The organism is Streptomyces fractus, from assembly GCF_049844455.1.
GTDB lineage: Bacteria > Actinomycetota > Actinomycetes > Streptomycetales > Streptomycetaceae > Streptomyces > Streptomyces fractus.
The window spans coordinates 9,147,918-9,164,912 of the sequence record NZ_JBMYHI010000002.1; the positions used below are offsets into that span (position 1 = coordinate 9,147,918).

Consider the following 16,995-nt stretch of genomic DNA (forward strand, 5'->3'; position numbering starts at 1 on the left):
AGTTGAGTGCGGTGGCGTGCCGGGAGGTGGTTACGCGCCCCACCCCGCCTGCTCCCCACCGACCCGCTCGGCCACGATCCGCTCCTGCCACCCGGAGGCGGCGTACGCGGTGACGGGGTTCGCCGCGAGTCCCTGCTCCTCGCGCCACTCGGCGAGCAGCGGCCGCACGTCCGTGTTGTACGCGTCCATGATCACGGAGTTGGCGGTCAGGACGTCGCCCGAGGCCTGCGCGGCGCTCAGCGCCTCGCGGTCGACGAGCAGCGCCTTCGCGGTGGCCTCCTGCACGTTCATCACGGAGCGGATGACCGCCGGGATCTTCGCCTCGATGTTGTGGCACTGGTCGAGCATGAACGCCACGTTGGTCGCGGGGTCGAAGCCGCCGTTCTTCGCGACCTCGTGCAGGATACGGAACAGCTGGAACGGGTCGGCGGCGCCCACCATCAGGTCGTCGTCCGCGTAGAAGCGGGAGTTGAAGTCGAAGCCGCCGAGCTTCTTCTCGCGCAGCAGCAGCGCCACGATGAACTCGATGTTCGTGCCCGGCGCGTGGTGGCCGGTGTCGACGACGACCTGCGCCTTGTCACCCAGCTTCATGCACTGCATGTAGGAGGTGCCCCAGTCCGGCACGTCCGTCGTGTAGAAGGCCGGCTCGAAGAACTTGTACTCGAGGAGCAGCCGCTGGTCGTCGCCGAGCCGCTCGTAGACCGCGGCGAGGGACTCGGCGAGGCGGTCCTGGCGGGCCACGATGTCGTCCTGGCCCGGGTAGTTGGTGCCGTCCGCGAGCCAGATCTTCAGGTCCTTGGAGCCCGTCGCGTCCATGATGTCGACGCATTCCAGGAGGTGGTCGAGCGCCTTGCGGCGGACCTTCGGGTCCGGGTGGCAGACACTGCCGAACTTGTAGTCGTCGTCCTGGAAGGTGTTGGAGTTGACGGTGCCGAGCTCGACACCGCGCTCCTTGGCGTACGCGGACAGCGCCGCATAGTCGTCGACCTTGTCCCACGGGATGTGCAGCGCGACCTTCGGTGCGATGCCGGTGAACTCGTGCACCTTCGCCGCGTCGTCGAGCTTCTCGTGGGGTGTGCGCGGCACACCGGCCTGGGTGAACACCTTGAACCGGGTGCCGGAGTTGCCGTAGCCCCAGGACGGCGTCTCGATCCGCTGGTTGGCGAGTGCGGCCTTCACGGCAGCGATGTCAGGCATGTCCACCTCTGAGTACACGGGTCTGCGAGCCGTCAGCTGAATCGTCTGTGAATCGATTCATTGTGCAGCGAAGCTAGTCCTCCTCGTGGGGCGCGTCAAGGGGGTGGGCGCCGACTCCCGTGCGTTACGAAATCGTTTCGTACGTCGACGTATTCCGGCCGTTCAGACCCCTTGACCAGGATGCCTGGGCGTGGCTAGCTTCCGGAACGTTTCACTGAAACATTTCACGTCGGGTGCCCTTCGACCCCTGGAGACCTGTCATGACGCCACCTGAACCGGAGACCACTCCGGTGCTCGCCCTGGAGGGGGTGAGCAAATCCTTCGGTGCCGTGCGCGCCCTGCGCGGTGTGTCACTGAGCCTGCACGCGGGCGAGGCGCACGCCCTCGCCGGTGAGAACGGCGCCGGAAAGTCGACGCTCATCAAGGCCCTCGCCGGGGTGCACCGCCCGGACACCGGGACGGTTCTGCTCGACGGCTCCCCGGTCGAGTTCCACGGCCCCGCCGACGCCCGCGACGCCGGTGTCGCCGTCATCTACCAGGAGCCGACGCTCTTCCCTGATCTGTCCATCGCCGAGAACATCTTCATGGGCCGCCAGCCGCGACGCTCCTTCGGGCGCGTCGACCACACCTCCGTCAAGGAGGCCACGGCGGCCCTTTTCAAGCGGCTCGGCGTCGAGCTCGACCCGGACCAGCCGGCCCGCGGTCTGTCCATCGCCGACCAGCAGCTCGTCGAGATCGCCAAGGCGCTGTCCTTCGACGCCCGCGTGCTGATCATGGACGAGCCGACCGCCGCGCTCACCGGCAGCGAGGTCGCCCGCCTCTTCGGCGTCGTCCGCACCCTGCGCGAACAGGGCGCCGCGGTCCTCTTCATCTCGCACCGACTCGAGGAGATCTTCGAGCTGTGCCAGCGGGTGACGACGCTGCGCGACGGCGCGTGGGTGGCGAGCGAACCGGTCGACGGGCTCACCGAGGACGACCTCGTGCGCCGCATGGTCGGCCGCGACCTCGACGAGCTGTACCCCAAGCAGGACACCGAACTCGGCGAAGTGGCCCTCAAGGTCAGCCGGTTGACCCGCGAGGGTGTGTTCACCGATGTCTCCTTCGAGGTGCGGCGCGGCGAGATCGTCGGCCTCGCCGGGCTCGTCGGCGCGGGCCGCAGCGAGGTGGCGCGCGCCGTGTTCGGCGTCGACCGCTTCGACGGCGGCGAGGTCGAGGTGCTCGGGCGGAAGCTCAAGCCCGGCGCGCCGAGCCTCGCCATGCACGCGGGCCTGGCGCTCGTCCCCGAGGACCGCCGCGCCCAGGGACTCGTGATGGACATGTCCATCGAGCGCAACATCGGCCTCACCGGCTTCGCCGACACGTCCCGCGCGGGCCTCATGAACCGCAGGGCGGAACGCAGCCGGTCCCTGGACTGGTCGGTGAAGTTGCAGGTCAAGTACGCGCGGCTCGCCGACGTCGTCGGGACACTGTCCGGCGGCAACCAGCAGAAGGTCGTCCTCGCCAAGTGGCTGGCCACCGGCCCGCAGGTGCTGATCGTGGACGAGCCCACGCGCGGCATCGACGTCGGCACGAAGGCCGAGGTGCACCGCCTGCTGTCCTCGCTCGCCGCCGAGGGCGTCGCCGTCCTGATGATCTCCTCCGACCTGCCCGAGATCCTCGGCATGGCCGACCGGGTCCTCGTGATGCACGAGGGACGCCTCGCCGCGGAACTGCCGCGCGCCGAGGCGAACGAGGAGTCCGTGATGGCGGCGGCGACGGGGAGGGCGGCGTGAACTCCGCGAGGAACCCGCGTGCCGCCTCCCGGCACGCCGAGGTGCGTACCACGCGCACCGCCCGCGTTCAGCGACCGCGCCCCGCGTCGGAGGTGGCACCCCGAGCGGACGCGACCGCCGGGCCCGCGCGGCCCGCCACGGCGGGCAAGGGGCGTTCGCGGCCCGCCGCGGCCGGTGCGGACCACGCGCTGCCCGCACCCGTGCACATCGCAAGGAGCACCCCATGACCATCACCGCACCACCCGTACGCGAGGACGCGGCGCCACCGCCCACCGCGGGGCGTCGGCTGCTCGACAAGGTGTTCAAGGCCCGCGAACTCGCCGTCGCCGCCGTGCTCGTGGTGATGCTGCTCGCCACGCAGGTGTCCAACACCGAGTTCCTGTCGCAGCAGGGCGTCAAGGACCTCCTCCTGAACGCCACCATCCTCGTCCTCGTCGCCACCGGCCAGGCGATCGTCGTCATCACCCGCAACGTCGACCTGTCCGTCGGCTCCGTGCTCGGCATCTCCGCCTTCGCCGCCGGTGACTACCTTCAGGGCGGCGGCAGTTCACTGATCGCCGTCCTGTACGCCGTCGCCATCGGCACCGTCTTCGGCGTCCTCAACGGCGCGCTCGTCAGCCTCGGCAAGGTGCCCGCACTCGTCGTCACCCTCGGCACGCTGTACGTGGTCCGCGGCATCGACTCCATCTGGGTCGGCTCGCAGCAGATCGTCGCCGCCGACCTCCCCGACGGCTTCGTCGGCTTCGGCCACAACGGCATCTGGGTCGTGCCCTACCTGGCACTGCTCGCCGTCGCCGTCCTCCTCTGCGTCGGCTACTACCTGCGCAGCTACCGCAGCGGCCGCGAGATGTACGCGCTCGGCTCGAGCCCCGAGGCCGCGAACCTCGCCGGCATCCCCGTCCGCAAGCGCATCATGACCGCCTACGTCCTGTGCGGCGCGCTCGCCGGACTCGCCGGCGCCCTGTACCTGGCCCGCTTCGGCAACGTCGACTCCGGCACCGGCAACGGCTACGAACTCACCGTCGTCAGCGCCGTCGTCGTCGGAGGCGTCGCCTTCACCGGCGGCGCCGGCACCGTCTACGGCGCGGCCCTCGGCGCCCTGCTGCTGACCTCCATCAACAGCGTGCTGCCCGCCATCGGCGTCAGCTCCGTCTGGGTCACCGCCATCAACGGAATCCTGCTGCTGCTCGCCATCGCCGTCGACCGGATCGTCGCGCTGCGCGTCGCCGCAGTGCTGCGCAAGCAGGCCGCACAGATGAGGAGCGCCCGCCATGCCTGACTCCATCAAGAACGGGGTGCGTTGGGACACCGCCGTCGGCGCCCTGCTGATCGTGCTGCTGCTCTGCTCGTTCGCCTTCGTCGACAACTTCGGCAACGCGCTGAACCTGTCGTTCCTGATCGGGAACACGCTGCCCATCGCGATCATCGCGCTGCCCATGACGATGCTCGTCATCTCCGGCGAGGTCGACCTCTCCGTGGGCTCCACGGTGGGCCTGTCCGGCGCCGTGATGGGCGCGCTGTGGAACAACGGCATGGCCATCGAGACGATCATCCCGATCTGCCTGCTGCTCGGCGTCGTCTGCGGCCTCGTCAACGGGCTGCTCGTCACCCGCCTCGGCCTGCCGTCCCTCGCCGTCACCATCGGCACCATGGCCGCCTACCGCGGCATCGCCCAGATCGTCCTCGGCTCCGACTCGGTCACCGACTTTCCCTCCCAGTACCTGGACTTCGGCGCGAACCGCATCGGCGACACGTTCATCCCGTACGCCGCCCTGCCCTTCGTCGTCCTCCTCGCCATCGCCGTCGTCGTCCTGCACGCCACCCGCATGGGCCGCTCCCTCTTCGCGATCGGCGCGAACGAGGAGGCCGCCCGGTTCGCCGGAGTACGCGTCAAGCGGCTCAAGCTGTCGATGTTCGTGACGACCGGACTGCTGTCCGCGCTCACCGGCGTCTTCTGGGCGCTGCACTACGCCAGCGCCCGCTACGACAACGCCACCGGGCTCGAACTCTCCGTCATCGCCGCCGTGTTGCTCGGCGGCATCGACTTCGACGGCGGCAAGGGCACGCTCGGCGGCGCCATCGCCGGGGTGTTCCTGCTCGGCTCGCTGCAGAACGTGATGAGCCTGCTCAACGTCTCCGCGCAGTCGCAGATCGTCGTCACCGGCGTGCTGCTCGTGATCTCCGTGCTCGCGCCGCGCGTCGGCCGGCAGATCGCGCAGGCGAGGTCCCGCAAGAAGACGGCAACAGCCGCCCCCGTCGCTCCGTAGCCCCACTTCCCGTAAGGAAACGCCATGAACGCACGCACCCGCCGGCTGTCCGCCGCGCTCGCCGTCTCCACCGCCCTCATGGTGGCCGCCACCGCCTGCGGCGGCACCACCAAGTCGGACTCCAACAAGGAGGACGCCAAGTCCGCCGCCGCGGGCAAGGCCGACCCGAACGCCAAGACCAAGAAGGGCCTCACGGTCGCCTTCCTGCCCAAGCAGGTCAACAACCCGTACTTCACGACCTCCGACACGGGCGGCAAGAAGGCGCTCACGCAGCTCGGCTCCAAGTACAAGGAGGTCGGCACCAGTTCGGGCACCGACACCTCCGGGCAGGTCTCGTACGTCAACACCCTCACCCAGCAGCAGGCCGACGCCATCGCCGTGTCCGCGCAGGACCCGGGCGCCCTGTGCACCGCGCTCAAGCAGGCGATGAAGAACGGCGTCAGCATCGTCACGTACGACTCCGACACCAAGGTCGACTGCCGCAACGTGTTCGTCTCGCAGGCCTCCGCCGAGGACCTCGGCCGAACGCAGGTGCAGCAGATCGCCAAGCAGATCGGCGGCAAGGGCGAGATCGCGGTTCTGTCGGCGGCCCAGACGGCCACCAACCAGAACACGTGGATCAAGTACATGAAGGACGAGCTGAAGAAGCCGGCCTACAAGGACATCAAGCTCGTCACGACCGCCTACGGCGACGACGACGCCCAGAAGTCGTTCCAGCAGACGCAGGGGCTGTTGCAGGAACACCCGAAGCTGAAGGGCATCATCTCCCCGACGACGGTCGGCATCAAGGCGGCGGCCCAGTACCTCTCCGGCTCCAAGTACAAGGGCAAGGTCAAGCTGACCGGCCTCGGCACCCCCAACGACATGCGCGCCTACGTCAAGAACGGCACCGTCGACGCCTTCGAGCTGTGGGACCCGGCGAAGCTCGGCGCGCTCGCCGCGCACACCGCCGTCGCCCTGGAGTCCGGGCAGATCACCGGCAAGGCGGGCGAGAAGTTCAAGGCCGGAGACATGGGCGAGTACACGATCGAGAAGGACGGTGTCGTCACCCTCGGCAAGCCGACCGTCTTCAACAAGTCGAACATCGACGACTACAAGTTCTGAGCGGGAAGGGACACCGAGGACCATGCAACGCGTCTGCTTCCTGCTGAAGGTCAGGTCCGACCGCATCGAGGAGTATCGCGCCCGCCACGCGAACGTATGGCAGGAGATGCAAGAAGCCCTCTCGGCCACCGGCTGGCACAACTACTCGCTCTTCCTGCGCGAGGACGGACTGCTCGTCGGCTACCTGGAGACGGAGGACTTCGACAAGGCCCGCGCCGCGATGGACGCCACCGAGGTGAACGCGCGGTGGCAGGCCGAAATGGGCGAGTTCTTCGAGGCGTTGGACGGGCAGGCGCCCGACGCCGCGATGCGTCCGCTCACCGAGGTCTTCCACCTTGCGTGAGCGCCCCACGGTGGGAATCAAGGACGTGGCACGGGAGGCCGGGGTGTCGGTCGGCACGGTCTCCAACGTCCTCAACCAGCCCGACCGGGTCTCCGGGCCCACCCGCCGCCACGTCCGGCAGGTCATCGCCCGCCTCGGCTACGTACGCAGCGAGTACGCCCGCCAACTGCGGGCCGGGCAGAGCCGGATCATGTCCCTGCTCGTCCTCGACATGGGCAACCCGTTCTTCGTGGACCTCGCACGCGGCGCCGAACGTGCCGCGCGCGAGGCCGGCCTGGGAGTGATGGTCTGCAACAGCGCGCAGAGCCCGGCCGTGGAGGCCGAATACCTCTCCATGTTCGCCGAACAGCGGGTACGCGGCGCCCTCATCACCCCCGCCGACCCCAGCGGCGCCACGCTGCGCGCCTTCCGCCGCCACGGCATCCCGTACGTCGTCGTGGACCGGGTCGCGGGCGACGAACCGGGCTGCTCGGTGGCGGTCGACGACGTGGCGGGCGGCGCGCTCGCCATCCGCCACCTCGTCGACGCGGGCCACCGCTCCCTCGCCTACGTCAGCGGCCCACCCCACCTGAAGCAGGTGCAGGACCGCCGCGAGGGTGCCCACAAGGCGCTCGCCGAGGCGGGCCTTCCGCCCTCCCACCTGTACGAACTCCCCACGGACCGCCTCGACGTGGCAGCCGGCCGCGACGCGGGCGCCCGCCTCCTCGGCCTCGCCCACCGCCCCACGGCCGTCTTCTGCGCCAACGACCTCCTCGCCCTCGGCGTCCTCCAGTCCCTGTACGCGGCCGGGGTCCGCGTCCCCGAGGACCTCTCCCTGGTCGGCTACGACGACATCGAATTCGCCTCGGCCGCGACGGTCCCCCTCACCTCGGTCCGCCAACCGGCCACCACCCTCGGCACCATCGCCGCCCACCTCCTCCTCCAGGAAACGGGCCCCCACGCGGCGGACCACCGCCACGAACACATCGTGCTGCGCCCGGAGTTGGTGGTACGCGGATCGAGCCTGTCGCCCGGCGCGGGCCCTGCCTAGGATCATGGCGTCAACGTTTGGAGCCCCATGCGACACGCATCCATACTCGCCGTGACGGCCCTGTCGGCCGCCCTGCTCGCGGGCTGCGCCCAGGACAAACCCGAACTGCGCCCCACCCGGTCGGCCGGGGAGGGCGCCTGGTACGAGAGCACCAAGTCCGAGCGCCACGAGTACTGCGAGGCCTACCGCGCCCACGACCCGCAGCACCCCATCAGCATCCCGACGTACGCGTCGGAAGAGACCAGGGACAAGTTCGCCGACGACTTCTACAACGTACTGAAGAAGAAGTGCTGAGCCCGCAGCTGGGCGGTCGGCGCTACTGGTCGAGGGTCACGTCGTGTGGGTGGGGGTGGCGAGGTCCAGGAAGCGTTTGATGGCGGGGTGGGTGGCGTCCTGGTCGACGGCGGCGATGTAGCCGTCGGGGCGTACGAGGACAAAGGTGGGGCCGGTGAGGGCGTAGATGCGCTTCAGGCCGGCGCCGGGGTGGGGGATGAGGAGTGTTCGCAAGGGGCTGCCGGTGTCCGGCCATTGCACGGATTTGGCCGCGTCCGCCGCGCCGTCGCCGAGGGCGAGGAGGGTGAAGTGCGTTCCTCGGAATGCGTCGTGGAGGTGGCCGGCGAGGCCGTCGGCGTCGTTGTACGCGGCGTCTGGGGCACGGTCGCCGGCGCGCGGGCCGGGGCTGCTGTCGTCGGTGGGGGCGAGGGGACCGCGCGCGTAGGAGAGGGTGAGTTGGCGTTCTTCGTCGCCGCGCTTGGTTCCGGCGAGGGGGCGGCCGTTCATGGCGTGGTAGATCTCGGTGGACAGGCCCAGGACGCGGGCGGCGACGGGCCGGCGTTCGGCTTCGTAGGTGTCGAGGAGGCTGTCGGGGGCGCCGGCCAGGACCTGGGCGAGTTTCCAGCCGAGGTTGTAGGCGTCCTGGATGCCGGTGTTCATGCCCTGGCCGCCGGTGGGCGGGTGGACATGGGCGGCGTCGCCGATGAGCAGGACGCGGTCCGCGCGGTAGCGGTCGGCCAGGCGGATGTTGGGGCGCCACAGGGATGACCAGTGGATGTCGCGGAGGATGACCTTGGCCTTGCCGGTGAAGTCCTTGGCGAGGCGTTCGACGGCGGGCTGGTCGAGGTCGGCCGGGTCCTCGGGCCGGAGTTTGAGCATCAGTTGGAAGGTGCCACCGGGCAGGGGGCACAGCGCCATGAACCTGCCGGCGTTGCGCGGCCAGACGTGCCAGCGGTCTGTGGAGAGCCCGTCGAGGGTCACGTCTGCGACGATCATGCGGTCGCTGTCGTCGGTTGTGCCGGTGAAGCCGATACCGGCACCGGAGCGGACGGTGCTGGAGCCGCCGTCGGCCCCGATCAGGTAGCGGGCGCGGATCTGCTCGGTGCCGCCGCCGGGGCGCTCAACTGTGGCGAGCACGCTGTCCGGGGCGTCGGTGTGGGAGAGCAGGCGGGTGTTGAACTCGACCTCGCCGCCGAGTTCGGCGAGGCGGCCGCGCAGGGCCGCGTCGGTGTCGTACTGGGCGATCAGCAGGGTGTTGGGGTGGGGTATGTCCTCGGTCGCCCGGTGGTGCTTGATCATCGTCCGGGGGGCGGTGACGGGGCCCAGGTGCAGTCCGAGCTTGGGGTACAGGGTGCTGTGGGGCTCGATTGCGGCCAGTACCCCGAGGTCGTCGAGGATCTCCAGGGTGCGCGGCTGGACGGCTTTGGCGCGCGAGCCCTCGAATCCGTCGGCCGCGGCGCTGATGACGCGGTGGTTCACCCCGCGCCGGCGGAGGTCGCAGGCCAGGGTGAGCCCGGCGGGCCCGGCTCCCACGATAAGGACGTCGACGTCGGTACTGGTCATCTGTGGCACCTGTGGCCTTCTGGAAATCCATTTCGGTTATTGCGTAGCCGAAATGTGGTCGGGGTGTGCTCTTGTGATCCTGCGGAGTTCGCCCGGGGTCTTCGGTGAACAGGTCACCGGGGCGGGGCGGACCGGCTCAGTGCCAGCCGATCCAGTTGCGTACGGCCTGGCCCATGACGAGTTCGAGGTCGCTGCCGGTGAGCCAGGGCAGGTGCTCGGTGAAGTGGGTGACGCAGGCGCGCCAGTCGCAGCTCATGCGCGTGATATCGGTTCCCCACATCACGCGGCCTGGGCCGAACGCGTCGACGGTGCGGTGGAGCACCTCGTGCGTGCTGGGGAAGGGGTAGGGGTCGTTCGCCATGCTCGGCACGCCCGAGGCCTTGACCGCGATGTTGGTGTGCTTGCTCAGCGCCAGGAGGTCGTCGAGGTGGTCGGCGGCCTGAGGGAGCGTGAGGAAGGGAAGGACGGCGAGGTGGTCGACGAGGATCCGCATCTTCGGAAAGCGGGTCGCGATGCCGCCCAGCAGGGGAACCTGTTCGGGCAGCACCATCAGGGCGACCGGTGCTTCGCGCAGGTCGGCGCGAGCCCACAGCCAGTCCAGTTCGTCACCGGCCAGCCGGTCGATGAGGCCGGGGGCGGCGAGCATGAACCGCATGCCGAGCGTGCCCGGCCGGGCCAGGAGCCGGTCGACCGCCGCGGGGTCGGCCGGGCCCTCCAGGGGGAACCAGCCGAGGGTGGCGAACCGGTCGGGGTACCGGGTGGTGGCCTGGACGGCGTAGTCGTTGGCTTCCGGGTCCCAGATGGCCGGGCAGTTGACGGCCCCCGTGACACCCGCCTCGTCCATCTGGGCCAGGGCGTCCTCGATCAGGAAGGGGGCCTGGCGGTGGTGGGGCGGTGCGCCGTTTCCCTGCCAGAGGTGGATCTGCGCGTCGATGATCTCCATGGTGACTCCTTCTCCTCGTCGTCAGACAGAAACTGCGGCGGCGGCAAGGCGTGCGCGCATCCAGTCGGCGACGAGCAGGTCGCGGTCTTCGCGGTGGTTGTAGATGCAGTGGTCACCGTCGGAGAAGGCGACCATCTCGCGGTCTCCGGCGGGCACGAGGTCCAGGACCTCCTGGGCCCGCGCGTCGGAGACCAGCGGGTCCTTGCCGCCGTGCACGATCAGCAGCGGGTAGCCGGAGTTCGGGCCCGGCATGGTGGGGTCGACGCTGCTCCACACCGCGGCGCTCTCCTCGGGGGTGTCACGGTCGCAGAAGGCCATCATCTTGGTGAAGAAGGTGCCGATCTCGGGCGGGACAAGCCCCGGGGCGGCGATGCCGCCGTTGTCGCAGCAGGCCGTGATCCGGGTGTCGGCGGCGGCGAGCGCCATGGCGAACGATCCGCCCATGCTGTTCCCGACCATGCCGATCGGTCGTCCTGGCGCCCGTGCCTCCACCTCGTCGACCACCTGCCGGTAGCCGCTCAGCCAATTCGGGGTCAGGTAGACGCTGTTGGCCATACGGGACTCGCCCTGGCCCGGGCCGTCCAGCAGGAATGTCTCCACGCCACGGGCCGCGAGCGCCGCGCCCATCTCGTCGAAGTCCATCGCCCAACCCTCGACGCCGCCGATCACGATCGCCGATCCGACCGCCTGCGGGCCGGCCGGCAGGTGCCGGCCCGTCAGCACACCCTCGCCGGTAGCCACCGTGAACCGCTCGCGGTCACCGGTGATATGCGCTGCGCGGTCGTAGAGGCGGACGGCACCGGCGTAGAGCTCGCGACGTTCATCGGTGTCGCTGAGCATCATCACCTGGCTCATCCGCGTCAGCGCCGACGCGCGGCGCAGGTACACGGCCCGGGTGGGCCCGCCCGCTGCGCCCGCCGCTGTTGCGGCCCGGTCCTGGCAGACCTGGGCCAGCGCGATCGCCGCGCCCTTCCAGTCCTGGCCGTCCAGCACCCGGGCCCGCAGCTCGACGGCATCCGCATACTCGACGCCGTACCCGAGCATCCGCTCGAAGGAGAACTGGCGCAGCGCCGCCCGGGACTCACCGGACAGGCCGCTCGGGGCGTCCTCGTCCTCGGTGCGCCGTCCGTGGAAGACGCGGACCTCCGCTTCCTTTGCCGGGTCCGGACCGGATGGGTTCATGTCCCGCCTCCTGGTGTCAGTCCTGCACGCGGCGGCGTCTGCGTCACTGCCGGGTTCGCGGAGCCGCACACGGCCCTCATTTCGGCTACACCGTAGCCATAATTAGAGCGGGCCGCAATCCTGTACTCCCGCCGGAGCGGGGGGTCCGCTACTCGGCCGTCAGGACGGGTCGGGGCCCGGCTTTGGTCGTCCACGCCCGGGTGCACTGCGCAAGGGGGTGAGGCGCCGTCTCCACCGTGATCTTGCCGTCCGCGATCACTTGCAGGTACGCCTGACCTTGAATGAGGTAGCGGTGCATGTCGAAGGAGCCGATGCCGCTGCCGGAGAGTCGCAAGGGCCGACTGCGCAGGAGCGCCGCGGGAACAGCGGCGTGTTCGCCGGCGACGGAGCCGATCTCCACATAGTCCGTCGGTTCCGTGCCGGGCAGCTCGTGCAGGGCCTGGAATGCGGACTCGGCGGGTGTGCCCCACAGGTAATCCAGGACCAGGCTCGGCGTGACGCCGTCGAGGGCGGCGGCGATCGCGCGCGCGTCAGGGTCCCGTTCCCCGGTCAGCTCGACGGTCTCCGCGCCGAGCCCGGCGACCCGAGCCAGGCCGGCCGCGCCCCGGCCCACGCCGATGACCCGGCCCGCCCCCAAGGCGAGTGCGTTCTGTACCGCCAGGCCTCCGGCCGCGCCGGTCGGGCCGAGGATCAGGACGGTGTCGGGTACACCGCGTTCGTCGGCGTGGGCCGTCAGTGGCATCCATGAGGACATGCCTGGATTCATGGCGGCCGCCACGACCAGTGGGTCGGCTCCCTCGGGCAGCGGGGCAGTCATGGGCACGACCATCCGCTCGGCGAAGGTTCCCCATGGCGCCTGCGCCTCGCCGGTGTACACCAGCGTCCCGTCCTCGGTGCGGGCGACCGCGTCGACGCCGGGGATCATCGGGTACTGGTCGGTGCTGCTGTAGTGCACGCCGTCCGCCTTGGCGCGTACGACCGGATGGATCGCGGTCGCGACCAGCTCGACCAGCTGCAGGCCGGGGCCCGCCTCCGGCTCGGCGAAGTCCTGGTACTGGGGAACGGCTCCTGCGGCCGTCACTACTGCTGCCTTCATCGCTGCCTCCCGGCGTACGCGCCGCGGTCGCCGCACTTCGGCCACCCTTTACGGTTACACTGTAGCCGTAAAGATAAGATCCGCAAATCAATCTTTATTGACATCTATGTCGGACTTATGAGGTTCTTGCGACACTCGGACCGGGCATCTTTGGGTCCCCGTCGTAGGTCCGCCCTGCCAGCGGCTACCGTGACCCGACGCCGTCCCCCATCGGGCCGGCCCCCCCACCCACCGGAAAGGCTCCAGGAGATGACCGCCCACTCGAACACGCACGACGGCCCGGCAGCACCCGGCAGCCCGGCGTGGTGGGCCACCCGCCCCGGCACGCCCAGCGCCCCGCGCCGCGGCCGTCCCTCCGTGGACCCCGGCCACATCGTCAAGGCCGCCCTGCAACTCGTCGACGAGCACGGAGTCCAGGCATTCTCCCTGCGCATGCTGGCCGACCACCTCGGCTCCGGGACCGCCACGCTCTACCGCCATTTCGCCGGCAAGGACGAGATTCTCGCCCACATCGTGGACCGCGTCCTGGGTGAACCCGACCTCCGCGACCTCGACACCTTCGCCACCTGGCAGGAAACCCTCACCGTTACGGCGAACCGCCTGTACGAGGCGCTGCGCCGGCACCCTGCCGTCGTGCCCCCGCTCATGGCCCAGATCCCCGTCGGCCCCAACGGGCTCGCCCAGCGTGAACGCGTCCTGCACGCGCTCCTCGACCGCGGACTGCCCCCCGCCTTCGCCGCCCGCGCCTTCACCGCCGTCGGCCACTACGTCATCGGCTTCACGATCCAGCAACACGGACCGGCCGCGGCCGACCCGGCGGCCGGCCGCCAACTCGCCGCCTTCTACCGCAATCTGGGTCCCGACGAATACCCGGCTCTCACCCAGACCGCCGACGCCCTCACGGTCGTACCGCTCGGCGAGGAATTCAGCTTCGGCCTCGACTGCCTCATCTCCGGCCTCGCGCGAAAATCCGCGTAGCCGCCGGCGCCGACGTTCCGTTCGTCCCGCGGGTCTCGCACGGAACGGACGGAACCTCACCGGGTGTTGTGTTGCCTCGCCGCGGTGCTCAGCGCCAGGCGCGCGGGGTCAACGCACCGAGCTGGTCACCCGGTAGCTCCCCGGCGACAGCCGATACGTGGCGACCTTGTCGGCGAAGCTCTCCAAATGCGCCCCCTCGGCCCGCGCCAGCGGCGTGCGGCCCTCGCGGACCGTGTCCGGGGAGACGGCCGGGAGGGTCAGGGTCGCCTCGGTGCCGGCCGGGACCACCGCCTCGTAGGACAGCGTGCCGTCGTCGGCCAGTGACCACGTGCTGGTGATCTCGCCGTAGGGGGACAGGTGGTGGGCCTCCACCTCGGTGATCCTTCCGGTCGGGTCGAGGTGCGGCTGGAGGCGGAAGCGGCGGAAGCCGGGGTGGTCGGGGTCGCGGGCGATGCCGGCCATGTAGGCGTACATCCACTCCATGATCGCGCCGTACGAGTAGTGGTTGAAGGAGTTCATCTCCACCGGGCCGAAACCGTCGTCCTTGGAGTACGAGTTCCAGCGCTCCCAGACCGTCGTCGCACCATTCTTCACGGAGTAGAGCCACGACGGCATCGCGTCCTGGTGCAGCAGTTCGTACGCGAGGTCGGGGCGGCCCTCGTCGGTGAGGACGGGGGCGAGGACGTTCACGCCGAGGAAGCCGACGGACAGGGTGTTCTCGGCGTAGTCGACGCGCGCGCTGTCGGGGTGCGCGGCCTTGTACGCCGCGTCGTTGCCGATGTTGTCCGCCAACAGGCCGACCAGCGTGCGGCGTTGGGCTTGTGTGTCGTAGAAGCCGAGCTTGAGGACCCACAGGAGGGCCGACTGGCTGTTGTCCTCCGGGTCGCCGCCCATGGACGGCTTGCCGCCGAGGCTGGACCGTACGGTGATCTTGTCGCCGTCGACCGTCACGTACTTCGTCATGAAGGCGCGGCGGACGCGGGTGAAGAGGTCCTCGTAGGACTTGGCCTCCGTCGTGCGGCCCGTGGCGCGCGCCATCTGTGCCATCAGGCGGACGCTGTACGCGTAGTAGACGTCGCTCATCAGCTGGGTGCCGGTGTTCTGGAAGGCGAGCCAGTCGGCGAAGATCGCGCCCTGGCCCGCGTAGCTGTCGCCGCCCTTCTTCTTGATCCAGTCGATGTAGCTGACCATGGCGTCCCAGCTGCGGTCGATGATGGTGCGGTCGCCGCTCATCTGCCACACCGTCCACGGCACGACGACCCCGCAGTCCGCCCAACCGCTGCACGGCGCCGCCGCGTTGTACCGGTTGCCGGGAGCGACCGCCGTGAACTGGGCGCCGTCGACGCCGTACGTCTTCTGCGACTCGATCAGGATGTCCTCGAAGTGGCTGAGGAAGGCGACCGAGTCCGTGTTGTAGAGGCCGGTGTTGGAGAAGACCTGGGTGTCGCCGGTCCAGCCGAGCCGCTCGTCGCGCTGCGGGCAGTCGGTGGGCACCCACAGATAGTTGCCGCGCTGGCCCCAATGGACATTGCTGATCAGCTGGTTGACGTCCGCGTCGTTCGTCGTGACGCTGCCCGTCTCGCGGATCGCGGAGGTGGCGACCTTGCCGGTCAGGCCCGAGACCGTGACCTCGGCGTCCTTCGTGGTCACCACCACCGACACGTAGCGGAAGCCGTAGAAGGTCAGCGAGTCCTGGTGTGTTTCGCCGTCGGCCGCGCCCTTGAGGACGTACGTGCTCGTGGCCTTCGCCGAGCGCAGATTGGCCCGGTAGAGCGAGCCCACCGGGCCGTCCGCACCCTTGCTGTCGTCGTTCAGCATCTCGCCGAACTGGACGACGACTTCGGCTCCGGCCGGGCCGCGCAGCGTGTACCGGGGGACGCCGACCATGTTCTGGCCGAGGTCGAAGACCGCGGTGTCGCCGGCGCGGAGCGTGACCGGGCCCGGTGTGCCGGTGGTGGAGCGGGCGGGGTCGGGGACGATGCGGCCCTTGCCGTTGGCGCTCGACTCCTCGCCCGTGACCTCGGAGTAGACCGTCACCGACTGCGGGGTGCGGTCCCACTTCTCCATCAGGCGGGCCGTCTCGCCCGGGTACGCGATGAGTCGCGCGTCCGGGTACTTCGCCGCGTAGCCGACCTCCTCCACGTCCGACCACTTGGCGGCGTCGAAGCCGCTCGCCGTCCAGCCGGTGAACTCCTTGCGGGCGTCGTACGTCTGGCCGTCGTAGATGTCGTCGGCGCGGTACGGGCCGGTGTCCGTGGCCTTCCAGCCGGCGCCCGGCTCCGTGACGACGCTCTGCGTGCCGCCGTCGGCGTACCGGATGAGGAGCTTGGCCTTGAGGGCGAGCGGATTGCCGTCCTTGGAGTAGTACTTGCTGCCCTCGGAGACACGCGCGTTGTACCAGCCGTTGCCGAGCACGGCGGCGAGCGTCACATCACGGGCGCCGCCGCGCCCGACCAGCTCCGTCACGTCGTATGTCATGTAGTTGACGCTCGTGTCGTAGTTCGTCCAGCCCGGGGTGAGCAGCTCGGCCGTGCGGCCGTCGCCCTCGGGCACCGTGACGCGCTCGCCGTTGACGTACGCCTCGTAGACACCGAGCGCCGTCACGTACAGCCGGGCCTCCCGGACCTGTCCCTTGCGCAGCGCGCTCTGGCTCCGCAGCAGCGGCGCGCCCGCCGAACCCGGCTGCTTGCCCTTCATGCCGATCCACCGGGCGCCGTCCCAGCCGGTGACACCGTCGCTGCTCATCAGGGCGGTCTCGAAGCGGGCGGCAGGGGAGGTGCCGACCTCGCGGCCGTCCGCGTCCCACACCGTCACGGACCAGAAGTACCGGGTGGACGGCCTCAGTTCGGGGCCGGCGTAGCGCACGGCCACCGAGTCCGGCGACGTCACGCGGCGGCTGTCCCACACGTCGGGGCGAGCGAGCCGCGCGGCACTCGACGCCACCCGGATCCGGTACGCGCCCTGCGCCAGGCCCCGCTTGCGCGAGCCGAGCCGCCAGCCGAAACGGGGCCGGGCGGCGTCGGTGCCGAGCGGGTCGACGCGGTGTTCGGTGGTGAGGCCGGTGACCGCGCCGTCCGGGGGAGCGGGGAGGCCGGCCGGTCCGGTGGGGGCCGCGGCGGCGGACGGGGCCGCGGCCGCGATGACGGGCACCGCGCCCGCGCTCGCGGCGAGGACGGTTCGGCGGCGGATGTCACTGGTCATCTGTCGTGTCCCTTCGACGATGCGGGTGAACCGCTGGGTGTGTGAC

Annotated in this window: 15 protein-coding genes; 9 read left to right on the forward strand and 6 right to left on the reverse strand. The window is 70.1% G+C overall.

The genetic code is table 11. The features are described 5' to 3' along the window. Nucleotides 1-30: 30 nt before the first annotated feature. Nucleotides 31-1,197, reverse strand: coding sequence for an L-rhamnose isomerase (gene rhaI, locus ACP4E5_RS43700; protein ID WP_425840050.1), 1,167 nt, complete (start codon nucleotides 1,195-1,197; stop codon nucleotides 31-33). A gap of 260 nt (nucleotides 1,198-1,457) precedes the next feature. On the opposite strand from rhaI, the gene ACP4E5_RS43705 reads away from it, so the two are divergent. From ACP4E5_RS43705 to ACP4E5_RS43740, 8 genes are read left to right on the forward strand one after another with little or no spacing between them, the layout of a single operon-like run. Then, nucleotides 1,458-2,969 (forward strand): sugar ABC transporter ATP-binding protein, encoded by a 1,512-nt coding sequence (locus ACP4E5_RS43705; RefSeq protein ID WP_425840053.1) that lies wholly within the window; start codon nucleotides 1,458-1,460, stop codon nucleotides 2,967-2,969. Continuing rightward, complete coding sequence (locus tag ACP4E5_RS43710; protein ID WP_425840056.1) at nucleotides 2,966-3,196, forward strand: hypothetical protein; 231 nt, start codon at nucleotides 2,966-2,968, stop codon at nucleotides 3,194-3,196. The genes ACP4E5_RS43705 and ACP4E5_RS43710 overlap by 4 nt, the downstream gene beginning before the upstream one ends. Then, the gene (locus ACP4E5_RS43715; protein ID WP_425840058.1) at nucleotides 3,193-4,248 is read left to right on the forward strand and encodes an ABC transporter permease; all 1,056 of its coding nucleotides are present in this window, start codon (nucleotides 3,193-3,195) and stop codon (nucleotides 4,246-4,248) included. The genes ACP4E5_RS43710 and ACP4E5_RS43715 overlap by 4 nt, the downstream gene beginning before the upstream one ends. After that, complete coding sequence (locus ACP4E5_RS43720) at nucleotides 4,241-5,236, forward strand: ABC transporter permease (RefSeq protein WP_425840061.1); 996 nt, start codon at nucleotides 4,241-4,243, stop codon at nucleotides 5,234-5,236. The genes ACP4E5_RS43715 and ACP4E5_RS43720 overlap by 8 nt, the downstream gene beginning before the upstream one ends. Before the next feature lie 24 nt (nucleotides 5,237-5,260). Then, nucleotides 5,261-6,340, forward strand: a complete 1,080-nt coding sequence (gene rhaS / locus ACP4E5_RS43725) for a rhamnose ABC transporter substrate-binding protein (protein WP_425840064.1) — start codon at nucleotides 5,261-5,263, stop codon at nucleotides 6,338-6,340. A gap of 22 nt (nucleotides 6,341-6,362) precedes the next feature. Further along, nucleotides 6,363-6,683, forward strand: a complete 321-nt coding sequence (locus tag ACP4E5_RS43730; protein ID WP_425840067.1) for an L-rhamnose mutarotase — start codon at nucleotides 6,363-6,365, stop codon at nucleotides 6,681-6,683. Continuing rightward, entirely contained in the window at nucleotides 6,676-7,713 is a 1,038-nt protein-coding gene (locus tag ACP4E5_RS43735; RefSeq protein WP_425840070.1) for a LacI family DNA-binding transcriptional regulator, read from the forward strand. The genes ACP4E5_RS43730 and ACP4E5_RS43735 overlap by 8 nt, the downstream gene beginning before the upstream one ends. A gap of 27 nt (nucleotides 7,714-7,740) precedes the next feature. Further along, complete coding sequence (locus ACP4E5_RS43740) at nucleotides 7,741-8,007, forward strand: hypothetical protein (RefSeq protein ID WP_425840072.1); 267 nt, start codon at nucleotides 7,741-7,743, stop codon at nucleotides 8,005-8,007. Between the two features lie 36 nt (nucleotides 8,008-8,043). On the opposite strand, the gene ACP4E5_RS43745 is transcribed toward ACP4E5_RS43740, so the two are convergent. From ACP4E5_RS43745 to ACP4E5_RS43760, 4 genes are all read right to left on the reverse strand, one after another. Next, nucleotides 8,044-9,549: an FAD-dependent monooxygenase gene (locus ACP4E5_RS43745; RefSeq protein WP_425840074.1), complete on the reverse strand. Its 1,506-nt coding sequence runs from the start codon at nucleotides 9,547-9,549 to the stop codon at nucleotides 8,044-8,046. 136 nt (nucleotides 9,550-9,685) lie between these two features. Next, entirely contained in the window at nucleotides 9,686-10,492 is an 807-nt protein-coding gene (locus ACP4E5_RS43750; RefSeq protein ID WP_425840076.1) for an amidohydrolase family protein, read from the reverse strand. Between the two features lie 21 nt (nucleotides 10,493-10,513). Beyond that, nucleotides 10,514-11,674, reverse strand: a complete 1,161-nt coding sequence (locus ACP4E5_RS43755; RefSeq protein WP_425840079.1) for an alpha/beta hydrolase — start codon at nucleotides 11,672-11,674, stop codon at nucleotides 10,514-10,516. A 148-nt stretch (nucleotides 11,675-11,822) separates the two neighbouring features. Then, nucleotides 11,823-12,770 carry a quinone oxidoreductase family protein gene (locus ACP4E5_RS43760; RefSeq protein ID WP_425840082.1) on the reverse strand — a complete coding sequence of 316 codons (948 nt, stop codon included), beginning with the start codon at nucleotides 12,768-12,770 and terminating at the stop codon, nucleotides 11,823-11,825. 249 nt (nucleotides 12,771-13,019) lie between these two features. On the opposite strand from ACP4E5_RS43760, the gene ACP4E5_RS43765 reads away from it, so the two are divergent. Then, nucleotides 13,020-13,748 carry a TetR/AcrR family transcriptional regulator gene (locus ACP4E5_RS43765; protein WP_425840085.1) on the forward strand — a complete coding sequence of 243 codons (729 nt, stop codon included), beginning with the start codon at nucleotides 13,020-13,022 and terminating at the stop codon, nucleotides 13,746-13,748. A 108-nt stretch (nucleotides 13,749-13,856) separates the two neighbouring features. On the opposite strand, the gene ACP4E5_RS43770 is transcribed toward ACP4E5_RS43765, so the two are convergent. Beyond that, nucleotides 13,857-16,949, reverse strand: a complete 3,093-nt coding sequence (locus ACP4E5_RS43770) for a family 78 glycoside hydrolase catalytic domain (protein ID WP_425840087.1) — start codon at nucleotides 16,947-16,949, stop codon at nucleotides 13,857-13,859. Nucleotides 16,950-16,995: the final 46 nt, after the last annotated feature.